The organism is Blastococcus sp. OS1-29, from assembly GCF_057628075.1.
The window spans coordinates 31,342-57,223 of sequence record NZ_JBXXJK010000004.1 but is presented as its reverse complement, the minus strand read 5'-3'; the positions used below and the strand labels follow the sequence as shown (position 1 = coordinate 57,223).

Genomic DNA, 25,882 nt, shown 5'->3' with positions numbered 1-25,882 from the left:
CCGCGCCCGGGGCGGTCAGGCGGCGGGAACGGCCTGCTGGCGGGGCAGCCGGTCGTTGCGCGTGGCCAGGCGCTCGAACCACACGGTGGCCAGCGGCGGGACGGAGCAGATCAGCGCCAGGACCGTCGTCCGCGGCGACCACCGCAACACCCGGCTCGTCACCAGGGCCACGACGACGTAGGCGACGAAGATCGCGCCGTGGATCGGGCCGAAGACGTGCACGCCGACCTCGGAGGCCTTCAGGATCCACTTGACGAACATGCCGGCCAGCAGGCCGATCCAGGAGCAGGCCTCGGCGACGGCGACGATGCGGAAGGCGGTGGCGACGGTACGGGGAGTCACCCCCCGATCCTCCCCGACCCCTCAGCCCAGGTAGGCCCGCCCGCGGGGTGAGATTTCATACCCGACGGCCAGGCTGTGGGTGAGCCCCAGTTCCTTGAGCTTGCGGACGTCGATCTTGAACGGCTGGGTCTCGCGGCCCAGGGAGGCCGCCAGGTCCGGCGCCCGCACCCCGGGCCGTTCGGCGATCAGCGCCAGCACCTGACGGGTCCAGGGGGTCCCGCGGGCGGAGTCGAGGCGGTCGAGTCGCCGGTCGACGGCGAGCCGGTCCTCCTCCGACAGCGCGGCCTGCTGCCGCAGCTCCACCCGGGGGTCGGCTCCCGCGAAGGAGACCTCCATCCGGTACACGTGCGCACCGTCGCGGCGGTCGAGCAGTTTCAGCAGGGCGGCGAGCGAGCGGACGCCGGCCCGCGCGGCGTCGTCCTCGGTCAGGGTCGCCGGGTCGATCGGCTCGACCGTGTCGAAGCGGACCACGCCCACAACCGTGCGCTGGGTGCTCCCGGGCCGCACGCGCGGGCGGTCCCAGCGGCGGAAGGCGAGCGTGACGGAACCGTCCGCCATGCCCTCGGCGGTGACCCTGCTGATCAGCACCCCGTGATCCTGGCAGGGGACGGCAAGGTGGCAAGGTCGGGCACGTGCGGGGTCTGGCGCGGCGCGAGTTCTGCCTCGTGCTGCTGCGCCGGATGGCCGACCTGCGGCCCGACCTGGTCGCCGACGCGCTCCCCCAGCTGCGCGCGACCCGTGCGGAGGCTCATGCCGCTCACACCCGCTGGCAGGCGCTCCAGCACTCCCGCCGCGCCCCACGAGGGCTGGCTCTCCGGACGGCGGTTCTCGGCCCCCCCGAGGAACTCGAGGACCGGCGGTTCGGCGATCTCGATGTCCAGGTGCGCCGGTGGCCGTTGCCGCTGTGGCCGTATCTCTACTGGGAGGTGCTGAGCGGCCCCGGTGGTGCCGTGCTCAACGAGCAGCTCGCGCGGGCGCCCGGGTCGCCGGTCCCGCCTGCAACCGCGCGAGACCTGCGGGTCTGGCAGCACGTCCTGGACGACGTCATCACGGTGCCCGGAGCGAGACACCTCGGGCCGGGGGTGCCGACCCGGCAGGACGTCCTGCTGCCCGGCGACGTGCGGGCGGCCTTCGTGTGGGGTCTCTTGCTCCAGGTCAGGACGGCGGAGCCGACAGCAGGGAGCTGAGCAGCGCGGCGGCGGCCAGGACGACCGCCGGCACGGGGTGGCCGGTGGCGAACAAGGCCAGGACCGCGGCGCCGAACACGACGACCTTCACCAGCACCGTCAGCGCAGGGACCTGGACCGGCGCACGTGGAGCGGCGAACACGCCCCACAGCACGCCGGCCACGGCTGGGGCAGCCACGGCCAGGACCAGCCGCCAGGCCGTCGGGTCGACCGCCGACCAGCCCCAGACGGCGAACGCCGCCAGCGCGGCCAGTTCCGCGAGGAACGCGACCGCCAGCCACAGCCAGTTCCAGGCCTGCGTCATGGGCCCAGCCTGCCCCGCAGTGGGGTCCCGGCGTCAGGCGGCGATCCGTCGTCCGCCGGCGAAGCCGCCCATCGAGTCCACGCTGGCAACCTTGACGACGTCACCGGTCGTCGGGGCGTGCACCATCTGACCGTTGCCGATGTAGATGCCGACGTGGCTGACCGGGCTGTAGAAGAAGACCAGGTCGCCGGGCTGCAGGTTGGCGCGGCTGACGGCCTGCCCCATCGTGGACTGCAGGGCGCTGGAGTGCGGCAGGCTGACGCCGGCGGCACGGTAGGCGTACGCCGTCAGCCCCGAGCAGTCGAAGGAACCCGGCCCGCCGGCCGCCCAGACGTAGGGCTTGCCGCGCTGGGCCATCGCGGTGTCGATCGCGACCTGCGCCGCGTCACTGCTGGCCACCACCGGGCCGCTGGGGGCGGCGGCCTCGCGGTCGGCCGACCGGCTGGCCCGGCCCGGCGTCGCCTCGGCCGCGGCGCGCTTCTCGGCCGCGCTGAGCCGGTCGTAGACCGCCTGGTACTCGGCGACCTGCTTCTTCAGGTCGGCCTGCTGGGCGGCCACCTTGTCGTAGGTCGCCTTCGCGGTGGCGGCCGCGTCCTGGGCCTGGGCCTGTGCCTGCGCGGCGGCGACGTTCGCAGCGGCGGCTGACTGGAGGACCTGGGACTGGTGCCCGGCGACGAGCTGCAGCGTCGACATCCGGTCGACGAAGTCATCGGCGGAGTCGCTGGTCATGAGTGCCTGGAACGAGCTCAGCCCCTCGCCGGTCCACGCGGAGCGGGCGATGCCGCGCACCTGCTGCTGCGCGGCGCCGAGCGTGGCGGCTGCCTGCTGCAGCGTGGCCGTCGCTGCCTCGGCGGCGGCGCGCTGGGTGTCGAGCGTGGCGCGGGCCTCGTTGAACTGCTCGGTGACGACCTCGAGCTCGTGGGCGCGGGCGGCGACCATGCCGGCGGCCTCGGCCGAGGTGCCCGGCGCGGCCTGGGCGGGGGCCGCGGCGAGCAGGACGCCGACGACGCCGGCGACGGCCAGACCGGCGCGGGCGAGGCGGGCCGGCGTGCGGCCGAGGGGGGTCGCCATGACGCGGCGGCTCCGTTTCTCATCCAGAAGCCGCCTACCGGGTTAGCTGACGGGTTCAGGCGGGAGATCGCCCGGTGCGAGGGCTGGCGGTCCCCGCACTGCACCCCAGTACTGCCCTGGGTCCCCGGTCCGGTCTCCGCACGAGGTGCGAACGGCCGGCTCGACGGCGTCCTCGGGGTGCCACTCAGGCAGTGACTGATTGCCCCGACGGACACACAGACCGTAACTGTGTTACCGAGCCGTGACAATGACAGAGATGTTATTTGTCGGTTTTTTCTGGGCACAGGAGACGGTTCTGTCGGACTGCCCTGGTAAGCGCCCTGATCGCCGCTCGTGGGGTCCGGATACGGTCTTTCGATGACAGGCAGCAGGTACGACGTGGTGGTGGTCGGCGGCGGCCACAACGGCCTCGTGGCGGCGGCGTACCTGTCCCGCGCCGGCCGGTCGGTGCTGGTCCTGGAACGCGCCGCCCAGGTGGGCGGGGCCGCGGTCAGCCGGCAGGTCTTCGAGGGCGTCGACGTCCGGCTGTCGGCCTACTCCTACCTGGTCAGCCTGCTGCCCGACCGCATCGTGACCGACCTCGGGCTCGACGTGCGGCTGGCCGACCGGGCCGTGGCGTCCTACACCACGACCGTGCGTGCGGGCCGGCCGGCCGGGTTGCTGGTGGAGCGGGACGAGGGCCCGGCCACCGCGACGTCCTTCCGCGCGCTCACCGGCGACGACGCGGAGTTCGCCGGCTGGCAACGCTTCTACCGCCGCCTGGCGACGCTCGCCGAGGACCTCGCGCCCACGCTCACCGAGCCGCTGCTCGCCGCGGACGACGTGCCCGGCCGCCTGCGGGACCCACAGCTGTGGCACGACCTGCGGGAGCGCCCGCTGGCCGACGTGGTCGCCGACCACCTGACCGACGACGTCGTCCGCGGGATCGCGCTGACCGACGGCCTGATCGGGACCTTCGCCGACGTGCACGCGGCGGACGGACTCGCCGGCCGCTGCTTCCTCTACCACCTGATCGGCAACGGCACCGGCCGCTGGCGGGTACCGGTCGGCGGCATGGGCGCGGTGAGCGGGGCCATGGCAGCCGCGGCGCGCCGAGGCGGGTCGGAGCTCGTCACCCGTGCCACCGTGACGCACGTCGATCCGCGTCCGGACGGCGTCAGGGTGCACTGGACCGACGACGACGGCACCGAGCGGTCGGTCGAGGCGGCACACGTCGTCTGCGGCGCCGCGCCCGCCGTGCTGGCCGAGCTGACCGGCGCGGAGCCCGGCCCGCGGCCGTCGGGCTCGCAGCTGAAGATCAACATGGTCCTCGCCCGGCTGCCCCGGCTGCGGTCCGGCGCGGACCCGGGCACGGCCTTCGCCGGCACGTTCCACGTCGACGAGGCGGCCGGCCAGCTGGACGCCGCCCATGCCCAGGCCGCGGCCGGGCGGCTGCCCGACGTGATCCCGTTCGAGGTGTACTGCCACACCCTCGCCGACCCCTCGATCCTCGGCCCGGTCGAGCGGGCCACCGGGCAGCACACGCTGACCCTGTTCGGTCTGCACACGCCCGCCGAGCTCTACCGCGCGGACCCGGTCGGGACCCGCCGCGAAGCGGTGCGGCGGGTGGTCGCCCAGCTCGACGCGCACCTGGAGGAGCCGCTGCTGGACTGCCTGGCGCGCGACGCGCACGGCGACCCGTGCCTGCAGGCGGCCTCGCCGCTGGACGTCGAGGAGTCCCTGGCCATGCCCGGCGGCCACATCTTCCACGGTGACCTGGCGTGGCCGGTCGCCCGCACGCCGGAGGAGGTCGGGGGGTGGGGGGTCAGCACCGCACACCCGCGGATCGTCGCCGCGTCCTCCGGCGGCACGGTCCGGGGCGGCGCCGTGAGCGGGCTCGGCGGCTACGCCGCGGCACGCCACCTGCTCGACCTCGGCTGACGCGGGAGGAGTCTCAGCCCTGGCCCGGCGGCGTCCGACCGGGCTGTGGTCCCTGGCCGCGCCCCGGCCCAGGCGGCTGCGCGGGCGCCACCGGCTGGTCGGGCGTGCCGGGTGACACGGGTGGCTCGACGGGGCCCCCGACCGGAGGGTCGGCACCCTGGGTGGGCGGCGTGGTCTCGGGCGCGGGCTCGGTGTACGCCGAGCCGTTGCTGACCAGGATCGTGACGAGCTGACCGGGAACCGCCCGGCCACCGCGCGGCGGGCTGGTGCCGACGAGCTCGCCGTCCTGCTTGTCGCTGTCGACGTTCGCCGTCGCGGTCTGGAACCCCGCGGCGATCAGCACACTGCGGCACTGGCTCACCGTGGAGCAGCCGGGCACGGGCTTCGTGTTGCCGTTGACGACGGCCGGGTCGGCCGGCGGGAACACCCCGCTCCCCCGCGCCTGCAGGATCGGCGCCATCGCGTCGTGCCAGACCGTCGCACCCTTGCCACCGCCGAAGCCACCGACGTCCCGGTTCTCCTTCGGGTCGAAGACCATGACGCTCGCGGTGATCTCCGGGGTGTAGCCGACGAAGGCCACCGACCAGTTGTTCTGCGTCGTGCCGGTCTTGCCGGCGATCTGGTGGCCGGGGACGTACGCCCGCGAGGCGGTCTGGCCGGGATTGCCGGGTTCGACGTCCTTGCGCAGCATCTGGTTCAGCGTGTTCGCGACGCCGGGCGGGATCGCCTCGGGGGTGCACCGGTCGCCGGTCGCGACGAGGTGACCGGCGGAGTCCTTCAGCGGCTGCCCGTGCGCGTCCAGGATCCCGGTCACCGGGTTGACGTCGCACTGGGTGCCGCCGGCGGCCAGCGTCGAGTACGCGCTGGCGAGCGCCAGCGGGCTGGTCGCGTCCGGCCCTAGCGTGAACGCCCCGCGGTTCTCGTCGATGGTCTTCTGGGCCAGGTCGGCCGGCCCGAACTGGTAGAGGCCCATCTTCTCGGCCATGTGCACCGGCTCCTCGACGCTGCCCAGCGCGTCCTCGAGCGCGACGAAGTAGGTGTTGGACGACTGGTAGAGCGCGGTGGTCAGGTCCAGCGTCGCCCGGTAGTGGCCGGCGTTGGAGACCGGCCACGGACCGCCGTCCTTCTTGTAGACCCGCGAGATGTAGGGATCCGAGGTCGTCTGCGTGTAGGACGTCGAGTAACCGCGCGCCAGCGCGGCCGCGGCGACGAACACCTTGTAGGTCGACCCCGCCCCGCGGCTGGGCGCCCAGTTGAGGTTGTAGGACTCCTGCCGCGGGTCGGTGCGGTCGTAGCCGAAGATCCGGTTGACGCTGAGCGCCAGCAGGTGCCCGGTGCCGGGCTCGACGGCGTTGAAGGTGGCGACCCGGTTGTCCTCCAGCGGCAGCGTGTTCAGGACGGCGGCGTCGCCGGAGCGCTGCAGCTCGGGGTCGAGCGTGGTCTGGATGGTGTAGCCACCGTGCTCGAGCTGGGCCTGGGTGAGGTGCAGGTCCTGGATCAGGTACCGCTGCACGAAGTCGCAGACGTAGGGCCCGACGCTGGCCTCGACGCACCCGCGGCGCGGCGCCGGCGCCGGCGCGAGGCCGAGCGGGGCGGCGATCGCCGCGTCCTTCTCCGCCGGCGTGATGTAGTGCTGCGCCGCCATCCGCGAGAGCACCTGGTTGCGCCGCACGGTGGCGCCCTCGGGCGTGAGGAACGGGTTGTCGTGCGTGGGGCTCTGCACCAGCCCGGCGAGCAGGGCCGCCTGGGGGAGGTTCAGGGCCGCGGCGTCGACGCTGAAGAAGGCACGCGCGGCGGCCTGGATGCCGTAGGCGTTCTGCCCGAAGTAGACGATGTTGAGGTACCGGGTGAGCAGCTCGTCCTTGGTGTAGGTCTCCTCGAGCGCCAGGGCCAGTCGTGCCTCGCGCAGCTTGCGGCCGACCGACTCCTCGATCGCCGCGTCCCGGTCCTCCGGGCTCTTGGCCGACTGCAGCAGCGTCTGCTTGACCAGCTGCTGGGTGAGCGTCGAGCCGCCCTCCTGCACCTCACCGGCCGCGATGTTCTTCACGAGGGCCCGCACCGTGCCCTCGACGTCCAGGCCGTTGTGCTCGTAGAACCGCGCGTCCTCGATGGCCACCATGGCGTTCTTCATCACCGGCGCGATCTGGTCGCCGGCCACCGGGGCGCGGTTCTGCTCGTAGAAGGAGGTGATCACCTCGCCGTTGGCCGCGAGCAGGGTGGTGTTGCCCGGCGGCGGCTCGTCGGTCAGCTCGACCGGGGCGTCGCCGAGCAGGCTCGACGACTCGGCGGCCAGGAGTGCCGGCCCGCCCACCCAGGGGAGCAGCACACCGGCGAGGAGGGCACCGGCCAGCACCGTGCTGAGGGCCAGCTTGAGCAGCGTGCGGACGCCATGCCATGACGAGCTCTGCACGAACGAACTCACCGGCCCTCCCGTCGGAATCCGGAGCTCACCTCAACAGAGAACCGGGAGGCTCACAATCCCCCGCGCCGTCCGTAGCCGCCCCGTGACGGAACGGAACGGGCAGGTGGGAAGCGCGTGGTCAGAGCGTCAAGGGTGCTGGGAGGTCCGACCGGTGCAGCACGACGAGGGTGCTGACGGCGCGCGTGAGGACGACGTACAGCCGGTGCAGACCCCGCGGTTCGGCGGCCACGATCGCGGCGGGGTCCACGACCACGACCGCGTCGAACTCGAGCCCCTTCGCGAGGGTCGCCGGCACGACCGCGACCGCGGGGACGTCGGCGCCGTCGTCGGAGAGCGCACCGGCGGGCACCCCGGCGGCGGCCAGCAGACCGGTCACCTCGGGAAGGGCGGTATCGGCGCAGACGATCCCGATCGACCCCGGGACGGCCCGCAGCCCGGCCACCACGTCGGCGAGCGCCGGCCCGAGGGTCGACACCGGACGGATGGTCAGCGCGCCGGGTTCGGACCGGATCGCGGTCGCGGCGGGCAGCCCCGGGGCGATGTGCGGGAGCAGCCGGTTCGCGAAGTCGAGGACCTCGCCCGGCACGCGGTAACCCCTGGTCAGCGGGCGGACGACGGTGTCGGGGCGGCCCAGGCCGGCGAGTGTCTGCTGCCAGTCCGACGGTGACCACGGGCTGGTGGCCTGCGCCAGGTCGCCGAGCACCGTGAGCGATCCCGCGGCCAGCCGGCGGGCCACCGCACGGCACTGCATGGGCGAGAGGTCCTGGGCCTCGTCGACGACGACGTGCCCGTACCCGGGAGTGCGGTCCAGGAGGCCGGCGACCTCGTCGACGAGGACGGCGTCCGCCTCGGTCCATGGCGCGGCGCGCACCGACCGCGGAGTCGCCGGCCGGCGGAGCAACGCCCGCTCCTCGTCGGTCAGGATGCCGCGCGCCGCGCGGGCCAGCCGGTCGGGATCGGTCCAGAGATCGTGCACGAGCCCGGTGGCGTCGCGGGCCGGCCACACCTCCTCGCAGAAGGCGCGCACCTCGGCGCTGCGGGCGGCCTTGCCGGTCTCGGCGTCGCTCGGGCTGCCGCCGGCCTCCTCCTTCTGGCGGCGCGCATCCTCCGCGACCAGCATGGCCAGCCGCTCGCGCCCGGCCGCGTAGTGCAGCAGCTGCTGGTCGTCCTCGGCGCGGCCCCGGCGGCGGACGTCGTCCACGTACCGCTTCAGCCGCTCGACCGTCACCCGGTACCTCCGCCCGGCCAGCGGCACCTGGATCGAGTCGACCGGCTTCGCGATCTCGCCCCACAGCGCCCGGCGCAGCACCTCGGCCATCCGCGCATCCCCCTTGAGGACGGCGACGTCCGGCGCATCCACCGCCCGGACCGGCACCCGCGCGGTCAGCCCGGCGACCGTCGTCTGGGCCACCTCGACCTCGCCCAGCGTGGGCAGCACCTCCTCGATGTAGCGCAGGAAGGCCCGGTTCGGGCCGACCACGAGGACGCCGGACCGGGCCAGCTGCCCGCCGTGCGTGTAGAGCAGATACGCGGCGCGGTGCAGCCCGACCGCCGTCTTGCCGGTGCCGGGTGCGCCCTGCACGCAGATCGACTCGCTCAGCGGGGCGCGGACGATGTCGTCCTGGTCGGGCTGGATCGTGGCGACGATGTCGCGCATCGGACCGCTGCGGGGCCGCTCGATCTCCTCCCGGAGGAACCGGCTCTCCGCCTGGTCGCCGGCGGCCAGGAGTTCGTCCTCGTAGCCGGTCAGCTCCCCGCCCGCGAACCCGAACCGGCGGCGGCGCCGCAACCCCTGCGGTTCGACGGCGCTGGCCTGGTAGAACGGCCGGCTCATCGGCGCCCGCCAGTCGATGACGACCGGATCGCCGACGGCATCGCGGACGTGTCGCCGTCCGATGTGGAAGGTCTCGCTCACTCCGTCCGCCGGCAGGGTGTCCGTGCGGCCGAAGAACGGTGGCACGCCGGGGTCGGCGGCCAGGTGGCGAAGGCGTTCCGCGCGGGCGGCGCCGAGCCGCTCGGAGGCCCACGCATCCACGCCGGCGTCGACCACCGCGGTGGCGGCGGCGCGCATCGCGGTCAGGCACTCGGCCGCACGGGCCAGGTGGGCACGCTCGGCTTCGAGGACGGGATCCGGGGACACGATCGGTGCACGTTACGCCGTCCCCCCGCGACGGTTGGTGCACTAACCGTCGCGGTCGCCGGGCTCGACGATGTGGACGGCGACGGCGCGGAACTGCTTCGGGGTCTCCAGCAGCACGGCCTTCGTCGGGTCGCCGACGTCCAGCGCGGGCTCGCGGCGCAGCGCCGCCAGCGGTGCCAGCCGGCGGTCGGCCAGCACCTCGTCGACCAGGCCGCGGTCACCGCCGGTGAACAGCGCGGCCACTGAGGCGGCGTGCGGCAGCAGCACCCGCACCGCCGTCTCGACCGCGTGCTCGACCACGGCATCGGTCTGGTTCCCACGACGCCGGGCGAACCGCTGCTGCGACCACCCGCCGGCCGCCGTTCGCCCCTGGACCTGGCGGGCGTCGACCTTCGACACGACCAGCTGGTCGCCGTCGAACAGCCCGACCGCCCACCGTCCCCGGCGGACGAGCAACACCGCGGCCCGATGGGGCTCGCGCGCGGCCGTGGTCAGGGACGTGAGCAGCGCCGGCCCCGGCGTCCAGCCGAACGGCGGTTCGAGGGTGAGCGTCGTGGTGTCCGCGCAGGTGACGTGCACCCGGCCGTAGGCGAGGGTCACCTCGGCGAACGCGCCGTGCCGGTCGGCGACGCCGTCCAGCCATCGGCCGAGCCGTTCGGGCGGCACGCCCAGGCGGCGTCCGCCGCCGGCCGCGGGGCGGGCGCGGGTCACGCCGCGAGGTCCTCCGCCGTGGCCGCGACGGTGGGCAGGCCGGCCGCCACCCAGGCCACGAAACCACCGATGACGTCGACGGTGCGCGCGAGCCCGAGCGATCGCAGGGTGTCCGCGACCAGGCTGGAGCTGTAGCCCTCGTTGCAGAGGACGACCACCTCGAGGTCGTAGCCCGTGACCTGGGGGATGCGGTGCGGACTGGCCGGGTCCAGGCGCCACTCGAGCACGTTGCGGTCGACGACGACGGCCCCCGGCACCAGGCCGTCCCGGCAGCGTTGCTCCCACGGGCGGGTGTCGACGAGCAGGGCGCCCGCGGCCAGGCGCGCGGGCACGTCGATCGGGTGGACCCGGTCGATCCGGGCGCGGACCGTCGCCAGCAGCTCGTCGATCGTCCGGGCGCCGGGGGGAGGCGGGGGTTGCGTCATAGCGCCAATGCCGGCTCGGCCGCGTGCTCGGCGGGTACGCGCAGGAACCGTTGGCCCAGGGCGACCACGATCGCGGCCACCGCGGCGGCGACGGTGGCCACCACGAACGCCGCGTTGGCGCCCGCCACGTCGACGATCTTCCCCGAGACCGAGGCGCCGACGGCCACCCCGAGACCTAGCGCCGTCCCGATCCAGGTGAACGCCTCGGTGACCACCGCCCGTGGCACGAGCCCCTCGGCGAGGGTGAACGAGCTGATCAGGGACGGCGAGACGGCCACGCCGGCGAGTGCGACGAACGGGACCATCACCCAGATGTCGTGGACCATGAGCAGCGGCAGACTGCACAGGGTCAGCAGGACCAGCACCCAGGCGAGCCGCCGGCGCAGCGGCACCTCCCAGTGCACCGTGCCCCACCCGATGCCGCTGGCCATCGAGCCGAGAGCGAGCGCGGCGATGAGGACGCCGGACATCGACCGGGCCCCCACCTGGTCGGCGAACCCGACCAGCGCGATCTCCAGCGTCCCGAGGATCGCACCAACCGACGCGCCGACGACGAAGAGCACCCGCAGGCCCCGGGTCCGCATCGCCGACGGCCCGGAGCGGCTCTCGTGCCCACCCGGCGGCGGCTCGGTGCGCGCCTGCGCCGCGAACAGCAGGCTGCCGACCGTGGCCAGGGTGAAGGCGGTGACCACTCCGCTGGTGGCGTGGCCGGTGGTGGACAGGAAGGTCACCAGGACGGGCCCGACGATGAACACGAACTCGTCGACCACGGACTCCATCGCCAGCGCCGTGGGCAGTTGGCGGCCGCCGCGCAGCAGGTGCGTCCAGCGGACCCGGATCATCGAGGAGACCGGTGGGATGCAGGCGCCGGAGATGCCGGCGGCGAGGAAAACGGTCCACAGGGGCCAGTCGTGCTTGATCGCCGCGAGGAAGGTGACGCCGGAGACCACGAAGATCAACAGCACCGGCAGCAGCACGCGCCGCTGACCGCGACTGTCGGCCAGGCGGCCGATGACCGGCCCGGCCAGTGCGGTGGTCACCGCGCCGACGGCGGCGATCGCCCCGCCGAGCCCGTAGGAGCCCGTCTCCGAGGCGACCAGCAGCACGCAGCCCAGCCCGACCATCGACAGCGGCAACCGCCCGATGAACGCGGCCGCCACCATCGGCAGGGCGTGCGGGGTGCGCAGCACCTGCAGGTAGGGATTGGCCACGAGCGGGGTTGCCTCCGGTACGGACGGTAGGGCGGCCTCACGCTAACGGACCGCGCGTCCACCCGCTGCGGAAGATCGACCGCCGCTTGATGATCAGGTTCCCTGATCAACAAGGGTCCTCCCCCGCCGTCGACCGTGAGGGAGGACCCAGAACGATCAGGTCCCCTGATCAACATCGGGGCCGGGACAAGCAGCGAGGCCCGGAACCGTGCGGTTCCGGGCCTCGTCGTCGCGCTGTGCCTATGCCAGCCGGCTCTTGAGGATCTCCAGCTCGTCCCACATGGTGCTGGGCAGCTTCTCGCCGAACTTCTCGAACCACTCGGTGATCTGCGGGATCTCCGCGCGCCACTCGTCCTTGTCGACGGCGAGGGCCTTCTCCACCTGCTCGGGCGTCATGTCCAGGCCCGAGACGTCGAGGGAGTCCGGCGTCGGCACGTGGCCGACCGGCGTCTCGACGGCGGCCGCGGTGCCCTCGAGGCGCTCGACGACCCACTTGAGCACGCGACTGTTCTCCCCGAAGCCCGGCCACAGGAAGCCGCCGTCCTCGTCGCGCCGGAACCAGTTGACGTAGAAGATCCGCGGCAGCTTGGTGGCATCGGCCTGCTTGCCGGTGTTCACCCAGTGGCCGAAGTAGTCACCGGCGTTGTAGCCGATGAACGGCAGCATGGCGAAGGGGTCGCGGCGGACGACGCCGACGGCGCCCGTGGCGGCGGCGGTGGTCTCCGAGGAGAGCGTCGCGCCCATGAACACGCCGTGGTTCCAGTCCCGGGCCTCGCTGACCAGCGGGATCGTGGTCTTGCGGCGGCCGCCGAAGAGGATCGCCGAGATCGGCACGCCCTTCGGGTCGTCGTACTCCGGCGCCAGGATCGGGCACTGGGTGATCGGGGTGCAGAACCTGCTGTTCGGGTGGCTGGAGGGCTCGTCGCTCTCCGGCGTCCAGTCCCGGCCCTTCCAGTCGGTGAGGTGGGCCGGGGTCTCGTCGGTCATGCCCTCCCACCAGACGTCCCCATCGTCGGTCAGGGCGACGTTGGTGAAGACCGAGTTGCCCTTCTCGATCGTGCGCATGGCATTCGGGTTGGTGTCGTAACCGGTGCCCGGGGCGACGCCGAAGAGGCCGTACTCCGGGTTGAGGGCGTAGAGGCGGCCGTCCTCGCCGAAGCGCATCCACGCGATGTCGTCGCCGAGGGTCTCGACCTTCCAGCCCGGGATGGTCGGCTCGAGCATCGCCAGGTTGGTCTTGCCGCAGGCGCTCGGGAACGCGGCGGCGACGTAGTAGGTCTTCTGCTGCGGGCTGGTCAGCTTGAGGATCAGCATGTGCTCGGCCAGCCAGCCCTCGTCGCGCGCCATCACCGAGGCGATGCGCAGCGAGTAGCACTTCTTGCCGAGCAGCGCGTTGCCGCCGTAGCCCGAGCCGTAGGACCAGATCATCCGCTCCTCGGGGAACTGGACGATGTACTTGGTCTCACTGCAGGGCCACGGCACGTCCTGCTGGCCCTCGTCGAGCGGGGCGCCGATCGAGTGCATGGCCGGCACGAAGGGCCGGTCCTCGCCCAGGGCGTCCAGCACGTACTGGCCGATCCGGGCCATGACCCGCATCGAGACGACGACGTACTCGGAGTCGGTGAGCTCGACGCCGAACATCGGGTTCTCGGCCTCGACCGGCCCCATGCAGAACGGGATGACGTACATGGTCCGGCCGCGCATGCACCCGCGGTACAGCTCGGTCATGACCGACTTCATCTCGGCCGGGTCCATCCAGTTGTTGGTGGGACCGGCGTCGGCCTCGTCGACCGAGCAGATGAAGGTGCGGTCCTCGACCCGGGCGACGTCGCGCGGGTCGGAGGCGCACCAGAAGGAGTTGGGTTTCGCCTCAAGGCGGCGGAAGGTGCCGGCCTCGACCAGCTTCTGGGTGAGCCGCTCCCACTCCTCGTCGCTTCCGTCCACCCAGACCACCTGGTCCGGGGTGGTCAGCGCGGCCATCTCCTGCACCCATGCCAGCAGTCGGGCGTGCGTGGTGGGTGCGTTGTCGAGACCGGGAGTGGCCACGGAAGTCATGCGTCTCCATCCTCGTGGATTGCGGGGGCGGCGTCCTGCCCCGGCGGCGATGCCAGTCGACCCGGCTGTTGCACTGATGCAACGAACCGGGTCGGGTCAGGTTACCGACGTTCTAGACGTCTGTAACCGTGAGAGATGTTACGTCTAGGACGTCTTGTGTTCAGGCCGGAAGACCCTGGTGGGCGATCGCGTTCACCACAGTTCGTGAGTACTCCCGCCCTGCTCCAGCCCCTGACCCTGCGCGGGCTGACCCTGCGCAACCGCCTCGTCGTCGCCCCGATGTGCCAGTACTCCGTCACCGGCGGAGTGGTCGGCGACTACCACCTCGTGCACCTCGGGCGCTTCGCCCTGGGCGGTTTCGGGTTGGTGATCGTGGAGGCCACCGGCGTGACGGCGGACGGCCGGATCAGCCACGGCGACGTCGGCCTGTGGTCCGACGAGCACATCCCGGGTCTGGCCCGGATCGCAGACTTCCTGCACGCGGAGGGTGCCGCCGCCGGGATCCAGCTCGCGCACGCGGGCGCGAAGGCGAGCAGCCGCCGCCCGTGGGACGGGGGTGGCCCGGTGACCCCGGAGAACGCGCGGCCCGGTGAGGCGCCGTGGCCGACGGTGTCCGCGAGCGACGTCCCGGCGGGGTCCGGCTGGCCGCGGCCGCGCGCGCTGACGGTCGAGGAACTGACCGACATCCGGGACGCGTTCGTGGCCGCCGCCGGGCGGGCGCTGACCGCGGGCTTCGACGTCGTCGAGCTGCACGCCGCCCACGGCTACTTGCTGCACCAGTTCCTGTCCCCGCTGTCCAACCGGCGGACCGACGAGTACGGCGGCTCGCTGAAGGGGCGGATGCGGTTCCCGCTCGAGGTGGTGGACGCGGTGCGCGCCGCCTGGCCGGCCGACCGGCCCCTGCTCGTGCGCGTCTCGGCGGTGGACGGCTCCGGGAACGGGATCACGCTGGACGACACGGTCGCCTTCTCCCGCGAGCTGAAGGCGCGCGGCATCGACGCGGTGGACGTCTCCGGCGGCGGCATCGGCGGCGGCTGGGAGCACCCGCTCGGCTACGGCTACCAGGTGCCCTACGCCGCGCGGATCCGCGACGAGGCGGGGATCGCCACGATGGCGGTCGGGCTGATCGTCGACGCCCGGCAGGCCGAGGCTGTCGTCGCGGACGGCGCGGCGGACCTGGTGGCGCTGGCCCGCGAGGCGCAGGACGACCCGAACTTCGCCGTCCACGCCGCCCGTGAGCTGACCGACGGGTCGTACGAGCTCTACCCGGTGCAGGCCGGGCCGCGGCTGGCCGGCCGCGGGAAGCTGCTCGGCTCGCTCGGGCCGTGGACGGGCCCGGATCCCGTCCAGGTGCGCGAGCCTGCATAGTCGGGGCCGGCGGGTCTACCGTGCGGGGACATGAGGCCCCGTGCGGCGCTGGTCTCGTTGTCGTCGGCGCAGCTGGCGGTGCAGCTCGCCGGGATGGCGGTCGCCGCCCGCCGGCGGCGCAACTTCGACGTCGGTTTCCTGCGCGGCAGTCCCACGACCGTCGTCCGCGACTCCCTGTGGGCCGGCACGGCGTACAGCGCCCCGGTGTACCTGCTCGCGGCGCAGTGGTGGGCGACCAACCGGCTCCGCCGGCAACCGGACGACGGCGCCCGGCGGCTGCTCGGCATGCTCGGCGTCCTCTACGGCCCGGGTTACCTGTGCGAGCGGTACGTGCGAGCCCACCTCGTCCGGCTCGACCCGGTGGAGACGCCGATCGCGCTGGCGAGCATCTGGCTGGCCGCCGGGATGGGCGTCCTGGGCCACTTGGAGTCGTCGAGCGGTCAGTAGACCGCACGCACGTCGGCGACGAAGGCGTCCCAGTCCGTGGGCGCGGTACCGCCGCCGATCTCTGCGCCGAGCTTGTCGAGGTACCAGTGCCAGCCCATCGCCATGTCGGTGACGTCGGTGTCGGCGGGGAAGTGCTGGACGAAGCGGAGCACCGTGCGGCCGTCGTCGCTCCACAGGTCCAGCTCGACGCGCCAGTGCCCGTAGTCCGACGGCTCCCACTCGACGACCAGCCGCCGGGGTGGCTCGCACTCGACGATCGTCACGCCCTGGCCGGACTGGTCGCCCTCCTCCTGCGTCATGACGAAGCGGCCGGTCGCTCCGGCGCCGCGCGGACCGTCGTAGCGGCCGATCCAGCGGGCGAGGCGGTCGGGCTCGGTGAGCGCGGACCAGACGTCGTCGATCGGGTCCGGCCAGGAGCGGCGGAACTCCAGTCGCTGCCGGCCGTCGTCCTCTCGCGTGACGACGCCGCGCCTGGTCTCGAGGTCCTCGTTCATGGGGCTTCTCCTGTTCGGGCCCGGCGCCCCCGGGCGATCTCGGTGTCGAGTGCATCCAGCCGCTGGGCCCAGAGGTCGCGGTAGGGCTCCAGCCATTCGTCGAGCTCGCGCAGCGGCCGTGGGTCCAGGGCGTAGAGGCGCCGTCGTCCGTCGGTGCGTGAGCGGACCAGGCCGGCCTCGCGAAGCACCCGGAGGTGGCGACTGATCGCCGGCCGGCTCACCGGGAAGCGATCGGCCAGGTCCCCGGCCGCGAGCTCACCGGCCGCGAGCAGGGCTACCAGTTCCCGCCGCGTGGGGTCGGCCAGTGCGCCGAGGGTCTGCACAGTGAATGCGTAACAGAGGAGTTACGCGTTGACCAGAGGTTCCGTGTCGTCTCCCGCCGGGCAAGGACGGCACATGACCGTCACCGATCCCGATGTCCCTGACCCGCTGAACGACCCGCGCACGTTGCAGGCCGACCCCGGTGCGCTCGGCCAGGGCGAGGACCTCGCCTCGACCGAGGACGATCCAGCGAGCACCGGAGAGGACGAGTTGGCCACCAGCGCCACCGAGGCCGACGAGGCCGGCGGCGGTGACGTCACCGGTGGGGCAGCTTCGGCTGGTTCGTGACGGATCGGTCCGTTTCGCGCGCGTGTCACGGGGAATCCATCGCTGTTGCCTGAACCACTCCTGATCGAGGAGGACCCGATGGCCACTGGTGAGACCGGCTTCGCCGACGTCACGTTCGACCTCATCTCGGTGCAGTACCACTCGCTCAAGGCCGGGCACGACTACGGCCAGTACGTCCGGGACGCCGAGAACGCGAATCTGGACGACGTCGCGAGCTTCTTCCGCGAGGTGATGGACCAGGACTCCCAGCGGGCCAGGCGCTGCCACGAGTTCCTGGCCCGCCTCGCGGGCACCGAGCACGGGGGCCCGGCTACCGCGTGAGCCCGGTCGGCGGCACGATGGCTGGGTGATCACGACTCCGCTGACCCGCTGGTTCGACCTGTCGACGCCGATCATCGGCGCCCCGATGGCGGGGGTGGCCGGTGGGGAGCTGGCGCGCGCCGTCTCCAGAGGCGGCGGCCTGGGGATGATCGGCATCAGCGGCAGGCATTCCGCGGAGTTCATCACCGAGCAGTGCGCCATGCCTGCGGCCGAGCAGGTGCCGTTCGGCGTCGGGCTGATGATCTGGGTGTTGGAGAGCAAGCCGGAGCTGTTCGACGCGACCATCGCGGCGGCGCCCAGCCTCGTGTCGGTGTCGTTCGGGGACCCGGCTCCCTACGTGGGACCGCTGCACGACGCGGGGATCGCGGTCTGCGCGCAGGTCAACACCACCGAGGACGTGCACCGGGTGCTGGACGCCGGGGTCGACATCGTCGTGGTGCAGGGCACCGAGGCCGGCGGGCACACGGGTCGCCGGGCCACCCTGCCGCTGCTGCAGGAGGCGCTCACGCTGACCGACCGGCCGGTGGTGGCCGCCGGCGGGATCGCGACCGGTCGGGGGATGGCGGCCGCCCTCGCCGCCGGGGCCGCGGGCGTCTGGATCGGGACGCCGCTGCTGTCCTGCCCGGAAGGGCTGAACAAGCAGTCGGCGAAGGAGCGCATCCGGGAGGCGACCGGGGACGAGACCGTGCTGACCCGCGCCTTCGACGTCGCCGAGGGCGTGGCCTGGCCGGTCCGCTGGCCCGGTCGGGCCCTGGTCAACGACTTCAGCCGCACCTGGCACGGCCGCGAGGAGGAGCTTGTCCACGACACCGACGCCCGGCAGCTGGTCGTGGAGGGCCGGCGGACCGGAAACCCCGCCCACGCGCCCCTCTACGCCGGGGAATCCGTGGGGCTGGTCACCCGCGAGCGGTCGGCGACGGACGTCGTCCGGGAGATGGACGCCGAGGCGGAGAAGGCCCTCCGTGCGGTGCCCGGCCTGCTCAGCTGATCAGACGGCGCAGCTGTCGTCGGTGCAGCCGTCGGCGGCCGGCACGGTGATCAGGGGGTTCGCCTCGACCCAGGCCCGCTCGAGGATCTGCAGCAGCAGCTCGGCGGGCTGGGCGCCCGCGGCGCCGTACTTGCGGTCCACCACGAAGAACGGGACGCCGGTCGCGCCGAGCGCCTGGGCCGTCGCGCCGTCCTGGCGCACCGCGGCCAGGTAGCGGCGGTCGGCGAGTGCCTCGCGGACCTCGGCCTCGTCGAGACCCACCTCGACCGCGAAGGGGACGAGCGAGTCGACGTCGAAGACCGAACGCCCCTCCTCGAAGTAGGCGTGCAGGAGGCGCTCCTTGAGCTCGTTGCGCCTGCCGTGCTCGGCGGCGAGGTGCAGCAACTCGTGGGCGAGCAGGGTGTTGCCGCTGACGGCGTCGGCGAGGTGGTACTCGAGCCCCTCACCGGCGGCGGTCTGCTCGACGTGGCTCATGTTCGCCTGCATCTGCTCGACGGTGGTGCCGTACTTGGCGGCCAACGCCGGCAGGGTCGGGTGCGTCTCGCCCTCGGGAACCGACGGGTCGAGCTGGAAGGAGCGCCAGACGACCTCGACCTGATCGCGGTGGGGGAACTGCTCGAGAGCGCTCTCCAACCGGCGCTTGCCGATGTAGCACCACGGACACACGACGTCGGACCAGACCTCTACCTGCATGCCCGCCTCAACCTCGTTGCCGCTTCAAGCATTCCGGGGTCCGTCAGCTGCCGTCCGGGCGGTGGGCCTGGGCCCGCGCCGGGCGGTCGCCCCGGGTGGGGTCGAGGAAGACGTACTGCACGCCCTCGTGCCGTTCGACGAGGCGCTTCTCCACCTCGTCGGCGGTCCGCTCGACGTCGGCCACGGAGGAGGTGTCGTCGAAGTCCACCTTGGCGGCGACCAGGATCTTCCCGGGTCCGATGACCGAGGTCAGGAGCAGGGGGACGCCGTCCACGTGCGGCATGTTCTCGATCTCGGCCTTCAGTTCCGCCTCGATGCGGGGCGAGGCCGACTGCCCGATGAGCAGCGACTTGTTCGCCCGCGCCAGGACGAAGGCGACGACCAGGAGCAGGAGTCCGATGGCGATCGCCGCGACGCCGTCCCACAGCGGGTCGCCGGTCAGCTCCTCCAGGAACAGGCCCAGCCCGGCGAGCACCAGGCCGACGAGCGCCGCGGCGTCCTCGAAGGTCACGGCCTTGACCGTCGTGTCCGTCGTCCGGTTCAGGTACGCGCCCGGCTTGATCCCCCACTTGCGCGCGGCACCGCGCACCTGCCGGACGGCCTTCGAGAAGGAGATGCCCTCGAGGACGAACGACACCGCCAGGACGATGTAGGAGATCATCGGATCGCCCTCGGGCTTGCGTTCGATGATCGTCGTGATGCCCTGGTAGAAGGAGAAGCCGGCGCCGACCAGGAACGTCGCCATCGAGGCGATGAACGCCCAGAAGTACGTCTCGCGGCCGTAGCCGAACGGATGCTTCTCGTCCGGCGGCTGCTCCCCGCGCTTGAGGGCGACGAACAGGAACACCTCGGTGACCGTGTCGGCCACCGAGTGCGCGGCCTCCGACAGCATCGCCGAGGAGTGGCTGATCAGTCCGCCGATGAGCTTGGCGATGGCGATGGCCAGGTTGGCCAGCCCGGCGACGATGACCGTGCCGGCCGACTCGCCCCCGGAGTCCTGCGCCTCCGCGGGAGCCCCGCCGTTCGCTCCCGTGTTGGCCTTCGCCCCGGGACGGTGGGGGTCGTCGGCGCTCCGGATGGTGTCGGCGTCCGTCGCGGCGTCGGGAGGCGTCATGCCGTCCCGATGCCCCGATCCGGTCGCCCCCAACCGAATGCGCCGTGTCGCGCCGAGTGGGGCCCGGAGGGCTCCGCGCCGGCGCGGCGACAGGGCTCAGTTCAGGAGGGGTACGGCTCCTGGCCGCGGTGCGACCCGGAGGGTCGCACTGTCACAGTGTTACCGGATGCCGACCAGGTCGACGACGAACACCAGCGTGGCCCCGGGCTTGATGACGCCGCCCGCTCCCCGCTCGCCATAGGCCTTGTGGGCCGGGATCGTCAGCCGGCGCCGTCCGCCGACCTTCATGCCGGTGATCCCCTCGTCCCACCCCTGGATGACCATGCCGACGCCGAGACGGAACTCCAGCGGGTCGCCGCGGTCCCAGGAGGCGTCGAACTGCTCGCCGCCGTCGTGGGTGACGCCCACGTAGTGCGCGCTCACCAGGCTGCCGGGCGTCGCCTCGGGCCCGTCACCGACGACGATGTCCTCGATGACCAGGTCGTCCGGCGCCGGCCCGGTGGGGGGCTCGACGTCGGGTCGCGTCAGCTCGGCCACGAGACCTCCTCGCTGGCGCTCGTCGGCGTCGTGGCCGACGGCACTGCATCTCTGCGTGCCCTCGCAAGCTCGGTCACCGGTTCTCCCTCCTGCGCCGGGAAGGTCCCGGCGCCGTCCACTCATCCAAGCAGCGACACGAGTGACCCGCTCAGACGCGGTCCAGACGTCCCTCCTCGAGCGCCTCCTGCAGCAGCTCCGGGACGACGTCCAGCGGGTGGGCGATCTCGTCGGCCGGCAGTCGGGCCGCCACGATCGCCACGACGGCCATGAGCGTCGGCGCCAGCCCGGCGACGAGGAACGTGGTCGTCAGGCCGATCACCTCACTCACCGTGCCGGCCAGCGCCATCGACAGCGGCATGAAGCTCAGCGACACGAAGAAGTCGAGGCTCGACACCCGCCCCAGCAGGGCCGGCGGGACGCGGCGCTGCAGCAGCGTGCCCCAGATGACCATCCCGGCCTGGAACGTCGCGCCCATGACGGCGCCGGCCGCGATCATCAGCCAGAGACCGGAGCCGAGGCCGAACACGATCAGCGGGACGCAGCCGAGGCCCCAGCACAGGTTCATCACCGTGAGATAGCGCCGCGGCAGCCGGAACGAGGCGACCACCAGCGACCCGAGCGCGCCACCGATGCCGAACGCGGCCAGGACGTAGGCGTGCTGACGGGGGCCGCCCCCGCCGTCCTTGATGGCGAAGGGGACCAGCACCTCCAGCGGGCCGATGAAGACCAGCAGCATGAGCGAGGCGAACAGGAGCGTGGCCAGCAGCCAGGGCGTGCGCACCATGTACACGAAGCCCTCGCGGACGTCGGCGAACAGTCCGGTCGCCGCGCCGTCGGCGGGCGGATCTCGGCGCACCGGCGTGGTCATCAGCGACGAGAGACAGCCGGCGGCCAGCAGGAACGCCGTCGCCGTGGCGGCGAGGGCCGCGCCGGGACTGAACGCAGCGACCAGGAACCCGGCGGCCGCCGGGCCTGCCGCGTTCTGCAGCACCGGGCGCACCATGCCCTCGAGGCCGTTCACCGCGAGCAGCTCGCCCTCGGACACGAGCGAGGGGACCAGCGCCGAGTACGCCGGGTAGTAGAGACCCATCGCCAGCCCGCTGACCAGCGCCATCGCGGCGAGGTGCGCGAGGCGGACGGCACCGACCAGGGACAGCGTGGCGACGACGGCCATCGCCGTGCCCTGGACCAGCTCGGTGGCCAGCAGGATGCGCCGCTGCGGGACGCGGTCGGCCAGCGCCCCACCGAGCAGGGTGCTCGCCAGCATGCCGCCCGCGCCCAGGGCGGCGACGACGGACAGCGCCGCGGGGCCACCGCCCAGCGCCACGACCTGCCAGACGAGGGCGACCGCCCACAGACCCGCCGCCAGCAAGGAGAACGCCATCGACGCGACGAGCAGACGGTACTGGCGGTGCCGCAGGGGCGAGAAGGCCCTGGGCAGGCTGGTCATGGCGGTCCTCCGGGGTAGGCCGCCATGGTGGCCGAGAGGTACGACAGGACGCATCCGAATTCGCCGACGGCGCAGCGACGGTCTGCCGCTGTCACTCCCCCGGTCTAGCGTCCCGGTCATGCTCGACCACCTGGCACTGCAGTGCGCGGACGTCGGCGCCGCGGCCGCCTTCTACACGCGGGTGTTCGCGGCCTGCGGGGTGCACGAGGGCATGCGCATGGAGCACCCCGAAGGTCTGGTCGTGGGTCTCGCCGGCCCGGACGGCTTCCCGAAGCTGTGGCTGGGGCCGATGGAGGGTCCCGGCGATCGGCCCGTGCACCTCGCGCTCACCGCGCCGTCCCGCGCGGCGGTCGACGAGGTCTTCGCCGCAGCGCGCGACGCGGGTGCGGAGATCCTGCACGAACCGCGCGTCTGGCCCGAGTACCACCCGGGCTACTACGGCGCCTTCTTCCGGGATCCCGACGGCAACAACGTCGAAGCCGTGCACCACACGTTCGGCGCCTGATGGATCCCGACAACCCGCCGTGGTGGACCAGCGCGGTCGTCTACCAGGTCTATCCGCGCTCCTTCCAGGACTCCGACGGCGACGGCATCGGTGACCTCGGCGGCATCCTGCAGCGCCTGGACCACCTGGCCGATCTCGGCGTGGACGTGCTGTGGCTCTCCCCGGTCTATCCCTCGCCGCAGGCCGACAACGGCTACGACATCAGCGACTACCAGGGCATCGACCCGCTGTTCGGCACGCTCGCGCAACTCGACGAGCTCGTCGCCGCCCTGCACACCCGCGGGATGCGCTTGGTGATGGACCTCGTCGTCAACCACACCAGCGATGAGCACCCGTGGTTCGTCGACAGCAGGTCGTCACGGACCTCGGCACGGCGCGACTGGTACTGGTGGCGGCCGCCCCGCGGCGGTTTCGGCGGCGGGCACCCCGGCGCCGAGCCGACCAACTGGCAGTCGTTCTTCTCGGGGCCGGCCTGGGAGCTCGACGAGGCCGGCGGGGAGTACTACCTGCACCTGTTCGACCGGAAACAGCCCGACCTGAACTGGGAGAACCCCGAGGTCCGCCAGGCGGTGTACGCGATGATGCGCTGGTGGCTCGACCGCGGGGTCGACGGCTTCCGGATGGACGTCATCAACATGATCTCCAAGGACGTCGCCGACGACGGTCACCTGCACGACGGGCCGCCGATCCCCGGCACCGGCCTCGGCGACGGCTCGGCGTCCTACATCTGCGGCCCCCGGATCCACGAGTTCCTGCAGGAGATGCACCGCGAGGTCTTCACCGGCCGGGATGCCGCACTGCTGACCGTCGGCGAGATGCCGGGGGTCACCGTGGAACAGGCGAAGCTGTTCACCGACCCGGCGCGCGCCGAGGTGGACATGGTCTTCCAGTTCGAGCACGTGGGCCTCGATCAGGGGACGTCGAAGTGGGACGTGCGCCCACTGCGGCTGCTCGACCTGAAGGCGTCGTTCGGTCGGTGGCAGGCCGGGCTGGCCGACGTGGGCTGGAACTCCCTCTACTGGGACAACCACGACCAGCCGCGCGCGGTCTCCCGGTTCGGCGACGACTCCCCCGCCTACCGGCGGGACTCCGCCACCTGCCTGGCCAGCCTGCTGCACCTGCACCGCGGAACGCCGTACGTCTACCAGGGCGAGGAGATCGGGATGGCCAACTTCCCGTTCTCCTCCGTCGACGACTTCCGGGACGTCGAGTCGGTGAACCACTTCGCCGCCGCGATGGTGGCCGGTCAGGATCCGGCCACGGTCCTGGCGGCGATGCGCCGGATGAGCCGCGACAACGCACGGACGCCGGTGCAGTGGGACGACACCGAGCACGCCGGCTTCACGCTCGGCACGCCGTGGCTGCCCGTGAACCCCGACCACGGGCAGTGGAACGCCGCCGCGCAGCGGCAGGACCCCACGTCGGTGCTCGCGCACTACCGTCGGCTGATCGCGCTGCGGCACGAGAACCCGGTGGTCGCCCTCGGCGACTTCGCGATGCTGCTGCCGCAGCACGAGCACGTGTACGCCTTCACCCGCACCCTCGGCGACCGGGCGCTGCTGGTCGTCTGCAACGTGAGCGCGACGCCCTACCCGCTCGCCGACCTGCTGCCGCAGGCGCTGGGCGCCGAACTGGTGCTCGGCAACCTCGCCGAGCCCGGCGACACCCTCCGCCCGTGGGAGGCCCGGGTCCTGCGCCTCTCCTGACCCGGCTCAGCGGGGGTGGTCGAACTGCGCGTGGTGGAACTCGTGGCCCTGGCCACCGGCCAGCGCACCGACGGCGCCCGCACCCACGAACAGCAGCGCCAGGACGGCGGCCATCGCGATCGCCATCCGCGGCCGCGCCTGGACGCCGCGCCAGGAGATGCCGGCGAGCGCCGTCCGCAGCTGGAGCCAGGCCAACGCCAGCAGGGCCCGCCACCCGGGCGCGACGGGCGCGGACGGCGTCGCCGGCGGGAGGTCGGCCGTCAGCGGCGGGAGCTCGCGCAGATACCGGGACGCGTAGGCGGCGGCCACCCGCTCATCGCACTCCTCGATCGTCAGCAGGCCCTTCACGACCGCGTCGTGCAGCGTCCGGACGACGGCCCCGCGGTCGTCGTCCGAGGCTCGGAAGTCGGTCGACCGGCCGGCGTCGGGCTGGGCGGATGACGTCATGGCAGCGCTCCTGGAGATCCGGATCCGGTGTGCGCGCCAGCCTGACCGCTCGACCTGTCAAGGCGCTGTGATCGTCAGGGGAGCGGGCTCCGCGGCAGCAGGCGATCACTGATGATCCGCTTCTGGATCTCGCTGGTCCCCTCGAAGATCGTGGTCAGCCGGGCGTCACGCCAGTGCCGCTCCACCTGCCGCTCGGTCGTGTAGCCGTTGCCACCGTGCAGCTGCATGGCCTGGTTGGTCACCCGCACCGACATCTCGGTGGCCTCGAGCTTCACCATCGACGCCTCCTTGTGCACCGGCAGGCCGAGGTCGAGCAGGTGCGCCACCTGGCGGTAGAACGTCCGTGACTGCTCGATCTGCGCGGCCATCTCGGCCACGGTGAAGCGCAGCGCCTGGAAGTCGGCGATCGGGTGGCCGAACTGCTCGCGCTCCTGCAGGTACAGGATCGAGTCCTCCAGCGCGGCGCGGGCCAGGCCGACGGCACGGGCGGCGGTGTGCACGCGGGCGGTGTTGAGGAACTTCTGCGCCTCGGCGAAACCGGCCTGCTCGGCTGCCTTGCCCTCCTCCGCGCTCTCCTCCTGCGCGGCCTTCGCCTGGTCGATCACGTTCTCCCGCGGGATCCGCACCCCGTCGAACTCCAGGTCCCAGGTCAGGAAGCCGTGGTAGCCGACCTTGTCGATCGGATAGCCGGAGAGCCCCTCGGGGAACTCGCCGCGCTTCTTCTCCAGCAGCAGGTTCACCAGCCCGGCCGACCGCGACTCCCCCTCCTCCGGGTCGCGCTCACGCACCAGCACCTGGATGAAGTCGGCGGCCTTGGCGTTGCCGCACCAGCGCTTGTGGCCGGTCACCACCCACTCGTCCCCCTCGAGGACGGCGCGGGTCGAGACGCCGGCCAGGTCGGAGCCGGCATCGGGCTCGGACAGGGCGATCGCGCCGATCCAGTCGCCGCGTGCGCTGCGGGCGAGCAGGTCGTGGCGGCGGTCGGCGTCGGCCACCGCCGTCCCCAGGCCCTGCGAGCGGGCCAGGATGCTGGCAGTCGACATCCACGCCCGGGCCAGCTCCTCGCTGACCATGCAGTACTCGAAGACGCCGAGCCCGAGGCCGCCCTGCTCGGCCGGCACGGTGATGCCGAAGTAGCCGAGCTCGGCCAGCCGCGCCAACAGCGAGGCCGGGATCTCGCCCTTCTGCGGGTCGAGCTCGTTGGCGACCGGCAGCACCTCGTCCATCGCGAAGCGGCGGGCCTGTTCCTGCAGCTTCTCCCGCTCCGGCGTGTGCCACGGGGGCAGCAGCGCCGGCGGCTCGGGCTGCCAGGTCTCGTTCTCGCTCGACGTCATCGTCGGTCGTCTCCACTTCGCGGGCGGATGATCACGTACACCTTGGCCGGTGGGCATGCCCGCCGCACGCCGTGGTCATCC

At 72.8% G+C, this 25,882-nt stretch carries 27 protein-coding genes and 1 riboswitch; of the genes, 9 read left to right on the top strand and 18 right to left on the bottom strand.

All coding sequences use genetic code 11. The features are described from left to right. Positions 1–15: 15 nt before the first annotated feature. Complete coding sequence (locus AC2H4J_RS11265) at positions 16–342, bottom strand: DUF3817 domain-containing protein (protein WP_487464963.1); 327 nt, start codon at positions 340–342, stop codon at positions 16–18. Between the two features lie 21 nt (positions 343–363). Next, positions 364–930, bottom strand: a complete 567-nt coding sequence (locus AC2H4J_RS11260) for a hypothetical protein (RefSeq protein WP_487464962.1) — start codon at positions 928–930, stop codon at positions 364–366. Positions 931–974: 44 nt separating this feature from the next. Between AC2H4J_RS11260 and AC2H4J_RS11255 the strand changes: the two genes are divergently transcribed. Continuing rightward, on the top strand, positions 975–1,529 hold the full coding sequence (locus AC2H4J_RS11255; RefSeq protein ID WP_487464961.1) for a hypothetical protein: 555 nt from the start codon (positions 975–977) through the stop codon (positions 1,527–1,529). On the opposite strand, the gene AC2H4J_RS11250 is transcribed toward AC2H4J_RS11255, so the two are convergent. Both AC2H4J_RS11250 and AC2H4J_RS11245 read right to left on the bottom strand, forming a co-directional pair. Further along, positions 1,498–1,833 (bottom strand): DUF2568 domain-containing protein, encoded by a 336-nt coding sequence (locus tag AC2H4J_RS11250; protein ID WP_487464960.1) that lies wholly within the window; start codon positions 1,831–1,833, stop codon positions 1,498–1,500. The two genes, AC2H4J_RS11255 and AC2H4J_RS11250, sit on opposite strands and share 32 nt — an antisense overlap. Before the next feature lie 33 nt (positions 1,834–1,866). After that, a complete protein-coding gene (locus AC2H4J_RS11245; RefSeq protein WP_487464959.1) occupies positions 1,867–2,904 on the bottom strand; it encodes a C40 family peptidase in 1,038 nt (345 codons plus the stop codon). A 16-nt stretch (positions 2,905–2,920) separates the two neighbouring features. Beyond that, positions 2,921–3,055, bottom strand: a riboswitch (cyclic di-AMP (ydaO/yuaA leader). A 206-nt stretch (positions 3,056–3,261) separates the two neighbouring features. Between AC2H4J_RS11245 and AC2H4J_RS11240 the strand changes: the two genes are divergently transcribed. Further along, entirely contained in the window at positions 3,262–4,824 is a 1,563-nt protein-coding gene (locus AC2H4J_RS11240; RefSeq protein ID WP_487464958.1) for a phytoene desaturase family protein, read from the top strand. A gap of 13 nt (positions 4,825–4,837) precedes the next feature. On the opposite strand, the gene AC2H4J_RS11235 is transcribed toward AC2H4J_RS11240, so the two are convergent. The 6 genes from AC2H4J_RS11235 to AC2H4J_RS11210 all read right to left on the bottom strand — a co-directional run bounded on the left by AC2H4J_RS11235 (position 4,838) and on the right by AC2H4J_RS11210 (position 13,788). Next, positions 4,838–7,246 (bottom strand): transglycosylase domain-containing protein, encoded by a 2,409-nt coding sequence (locus tag AC2H4J_RS11235; protein WP_487464957.1) that lies wholly within the window; start codon positions 7,244–7,246, stop codon positions 4,838–4,840. A 118-nt stretch (positions 7,247–7,364) separates the two neighbouring features. After that, positions 7,365–9,386: a HelD family protein gene (locus AC2H4J_RS11230; protein ID WP_487464956.1), complete on the bottom strand. Its 2,022-nt coding sequence runs from the start codon at positions 9,384–9,386 to the stop codon at positions 7,365–7,367. A 42-nt stretch (positions 9,387–9,428) separates the two neighbouring features. Further along, the gene (locus AC2H4J_RS11225; RefSeq protein ID WP_487464955.1) at positions 9,429–10,097 is read right to left on the bottom strand and encodes an acVLRF1 family peptidyl-tRNA hydrolase; all 669 of its coding nucleotides are present in this window, start codon (positions 10,095–10,097) and stop codon (positions 9,429–9,431) included. Further along, complete coding sequence (locus AC2H4J_RS11220) at positions 10,094–10,522, bottom strand: rhodanese-like domain-containing protein (protein WP_487464954.1); 429 nt, start codon at positions 10,520–10,522, stop codon at positions 10,094–10,096. The genes AC2H4J_RS11225 and AC2H4J_RS11220 overlap by 4 nt, the downstream gene beginning before the upstream one ends. Next, a complete protein-coding gene (locus tag AC2H4J_RS11215; RefSeq protein WP_487464953.1) occupies positions 10,519–11,733 on the bottom strand; it encodes an MFS transporter in 1,215 nt (404 codons plus the stop codon). Before AC2H4J_RS11215 ends, AC2H4J_RS11220 begins: the two co-directional genes overlap by 4 nt. Before the next feature lie 240 nt (positions 11,734–11,973). Beyond that, positions 11,974–13,788, bottom strand: coding sequence for a phosphoenolpyruvate carboxykinase (GTP) (locus AC2H4J_RS11210; protein WP_487464952.1), 1,815 nt, complete (start codon positions 13,786–13,788; stop codon positions 11,974–11,976). A 204-nt stretch (positions 13,789–13,992) separates the two neighbouring features. On the opposite strand from AC2H4J_RS11210, the gene AC2H4J_RS11205 reads away from it, so the two are divergent. Together AC2H4J_RS11205 and AC2H4J_RS11200 are read left to right on the top strand one after the other, a co-directional pair. Continuing rightward, on the top strand, positions 13,993–15,156 hold the full coding sequence (locus AC2H4J_RS11205) for an NADH:flavin oxidoreductase/NADH oxidase (RefSeq protein WP_487464951.1): 1,164 nt from the start codon (positions 13,993–13,995) through the stop codon (positions 15,154–15,156). Between the two features lie 30 nt (positions 15,157–15,186). Continuing rightward, positions 15,187–15,603, top strand: coding sequence for a hypothetical protein (locus AC2H4J_RS11200; protein ID WP_487464950.1), 417 nt, complete (start codon positions 15,187–15,189; stop codon positions 15,601–15,603). Here the strand turns inward: AC2H4J_RS11200 and AC2H4J_RS11195 are convergent. Both AC2H4J_RS11195 and AC2H4J_RS11190 read right to left on the bottom strand, forming a co-directional pair. After that, positions 15,597–16,097 (bottom strand): SRPBCC family protein, encoded by a 501-nt coding sequence (locus AC2H4J_RS11195; protein ID WP_487464949.1) that lies wholly within the window; start codon positions 16,095–16,097, stop codon positions 15,597–15,599. The genes AC2H4J_RS11200 and AC2H4J_RS11195 overlap by 7 nt on opposite strands. Then, the gene (locus AC2H4J_RS11190) at positions 16,094–16,420 is read right to left on the bottom strand and encodes an ArsR/SmtB family transcription factor (protein ID WP_487464948.1); all 327 of its coding nucleotides are present in this window, start codon (positions 16,418–16,420) and stop codon (positions 16,094–16,096) included. Before AC2H4J_RS11190 ends, AC2H4J_RS11195 begins: the two co-directional genes overlap by 4 nt. 73 nt (positions 16,421–16,493) lie before the next feature. Between AC2H4J_RS11190 and AC2H4J_RS11185 the strand changes: the two genes are divergently transcribed. The 3 genes from AC2H4J_RS11185 (at position 16,494) to AC2H4J_RS11175 (ending at position 18,015) form a co-directional block, all read left to right on the top strand. Beyond that, positions 16,494–16,706: a hypothetical protein gene (locus AC2H4J_RS11185; RefSeq protein ID WP_487464947.1), complete on the top strand. Its 213-nt coding sequence runs from the start codon at positions 16,494–16,496 to the stop codon at positions 16,704–16,706. A gap of 78 nt (positions 16,707–16,784) precedes the next feature. Further along, the gene (locus tag AC2H4J_RS11180; RefSeq protein WP_487464946.1) at positions 16,785–17,027 is read left to right on the top strand and encodes an acyl carrier protein; all 243 of its coding nucleotides are present in this window, start codon (positions 16,785–16,787) and stop codon (positions 17,025–17,027) included. Positions 17,028–17,052: 25 nt separating this feature from the next. Then, complete coding sequence (locus AC2H4J_RS11175; RefSeq protein WP_487464945.1) at positions 17,053–18,015, top strand: NAD(P)H-dependent flavin oxidoreductase; 963 nt, start codon at positions 17,053–17,055, stop codon at positions 18,013–18,015. Here the strand turns inward: AC2H4J_RS11175 and AC2H4J_RS11170 are convergent, their stop codons facing one another. From AC2H4J_RS11170 to AC2H4J_RS11155, 4 genes are all read right to left on the bottom strand, one after another. Continuing rightward, positions 18,016–18,708, bottom strand: a complete 693-nt coding sequence (locus tag AC2H4J_RS11170) for a DsbA family oxidoreductase (protein WP_487464944.1) — start codon at positions 18,706–18,708, stop codon at positions 18,016–18,018. It lies immediately after the preceding gene. A 43-nt stretch (positions 18,709–18,751) separates the two neighbouring features. Further along, positions 18,752–19,822 carry a cation diffusion facilitator family transporter gene (locus AC2H4J_RS11165; protein ID WP_487464943.1) on the bottom strand — a complete coding sequence of 357 codons (1,071 nt, stop codon included), beginning with the start codon at positions 19,820–19,822 and terminating at the stop codon, positions 18,752–18,754. A gap of 159 nt (positions 19,823–19,981) precedes the next feature. Continuing rightward, positions 19,982–20,359, bottom strand: a complete 378-nt coding sequence (locus AC2H4J_RS11160; RefSeq protein WP_487464942.1) for an FKBP-type peptidyl-prolyl cis-trans isomerase — start codon at positions 20,357–20,359, stop codon at positions 19,982–19,984. 148 nt (positions 20,360–20,507) lie between these two features. Next, positions 20,508–21,809 carry an MFS transporter gene (locus tag AC2H4J_RS11155; protein ID WP_487464941.1) on the bottom strand — a complete coding sequence of 434 codons (1,302 nt, stop codon included), beginning with the start codon at positions 21,807–21,809 and terminating at the stop codon, positions 20,508–20,510. 118 nt (positions 21,810–21,927) lie between these two features. Between AC2H4J_RS11155 and AC2H4J_RS11150 the strand changes: the two genes are divergently transcribed. Beyond that, on the top strand, positions 21,928–22,314 hold the full coding sequence (locus tag AC2H4J_RS11150; protein WP_487464940.1) for a VOC family protein: 387 nt from the start codon (positions 21,928–21,930) through the stop codon (positions 22,312–22,314). Continuing rightward, entirely contained in the window at positions 22,314–24,020 is a 1,707-nt protein-coding gene (locus AC2H4J_RS11145) for a glycoside hydrolase family 13 protein (RefSeq protein WP_487464939.1), read from the top strand. Before AC2H4J_RS11150 ends, AC2H4J_RS11145 begins: the two co-directional genes overlap by 1 nt. A gap of 6 nt (positions 24,021–24,026) precedes the next feature. Here the strand turns inward: AC2H4J_RS11145 and AC2H4J_RS11140 are convergent, their stop codons facing one another. Next, positions 24,027–24,467 carry a DUF1707 SHOCT-like domain-containing protein gene (locus AC2H4J_RS11140; protein ID WP_487464938.1) on the bottom strand — a complete coding sequence of 147 codons (441 nt, stop codon included), beginning with the start codon at positions 24,465–24,467 and terminating at the stop codon, positions 24,027–24,029. Between the two features lie 74 nt (positions 24,468–24,541). Further along, positions 24,542–25,801 carry an acyl-CoA dehydrogenase family protein gene (locus AC2H4J_RS11135; RefSeq protein ID WP_487464937.1) on the bottom strand — a complete coding sequence of 420 codons (1,260 nt, stop codon included), beginning with the start codon at positions 25,799–25,801 and terminating at the stop codon, positions 24,542–24,544. Positions 25,802–25,882 lie beyond the last annotated feature (81 nt).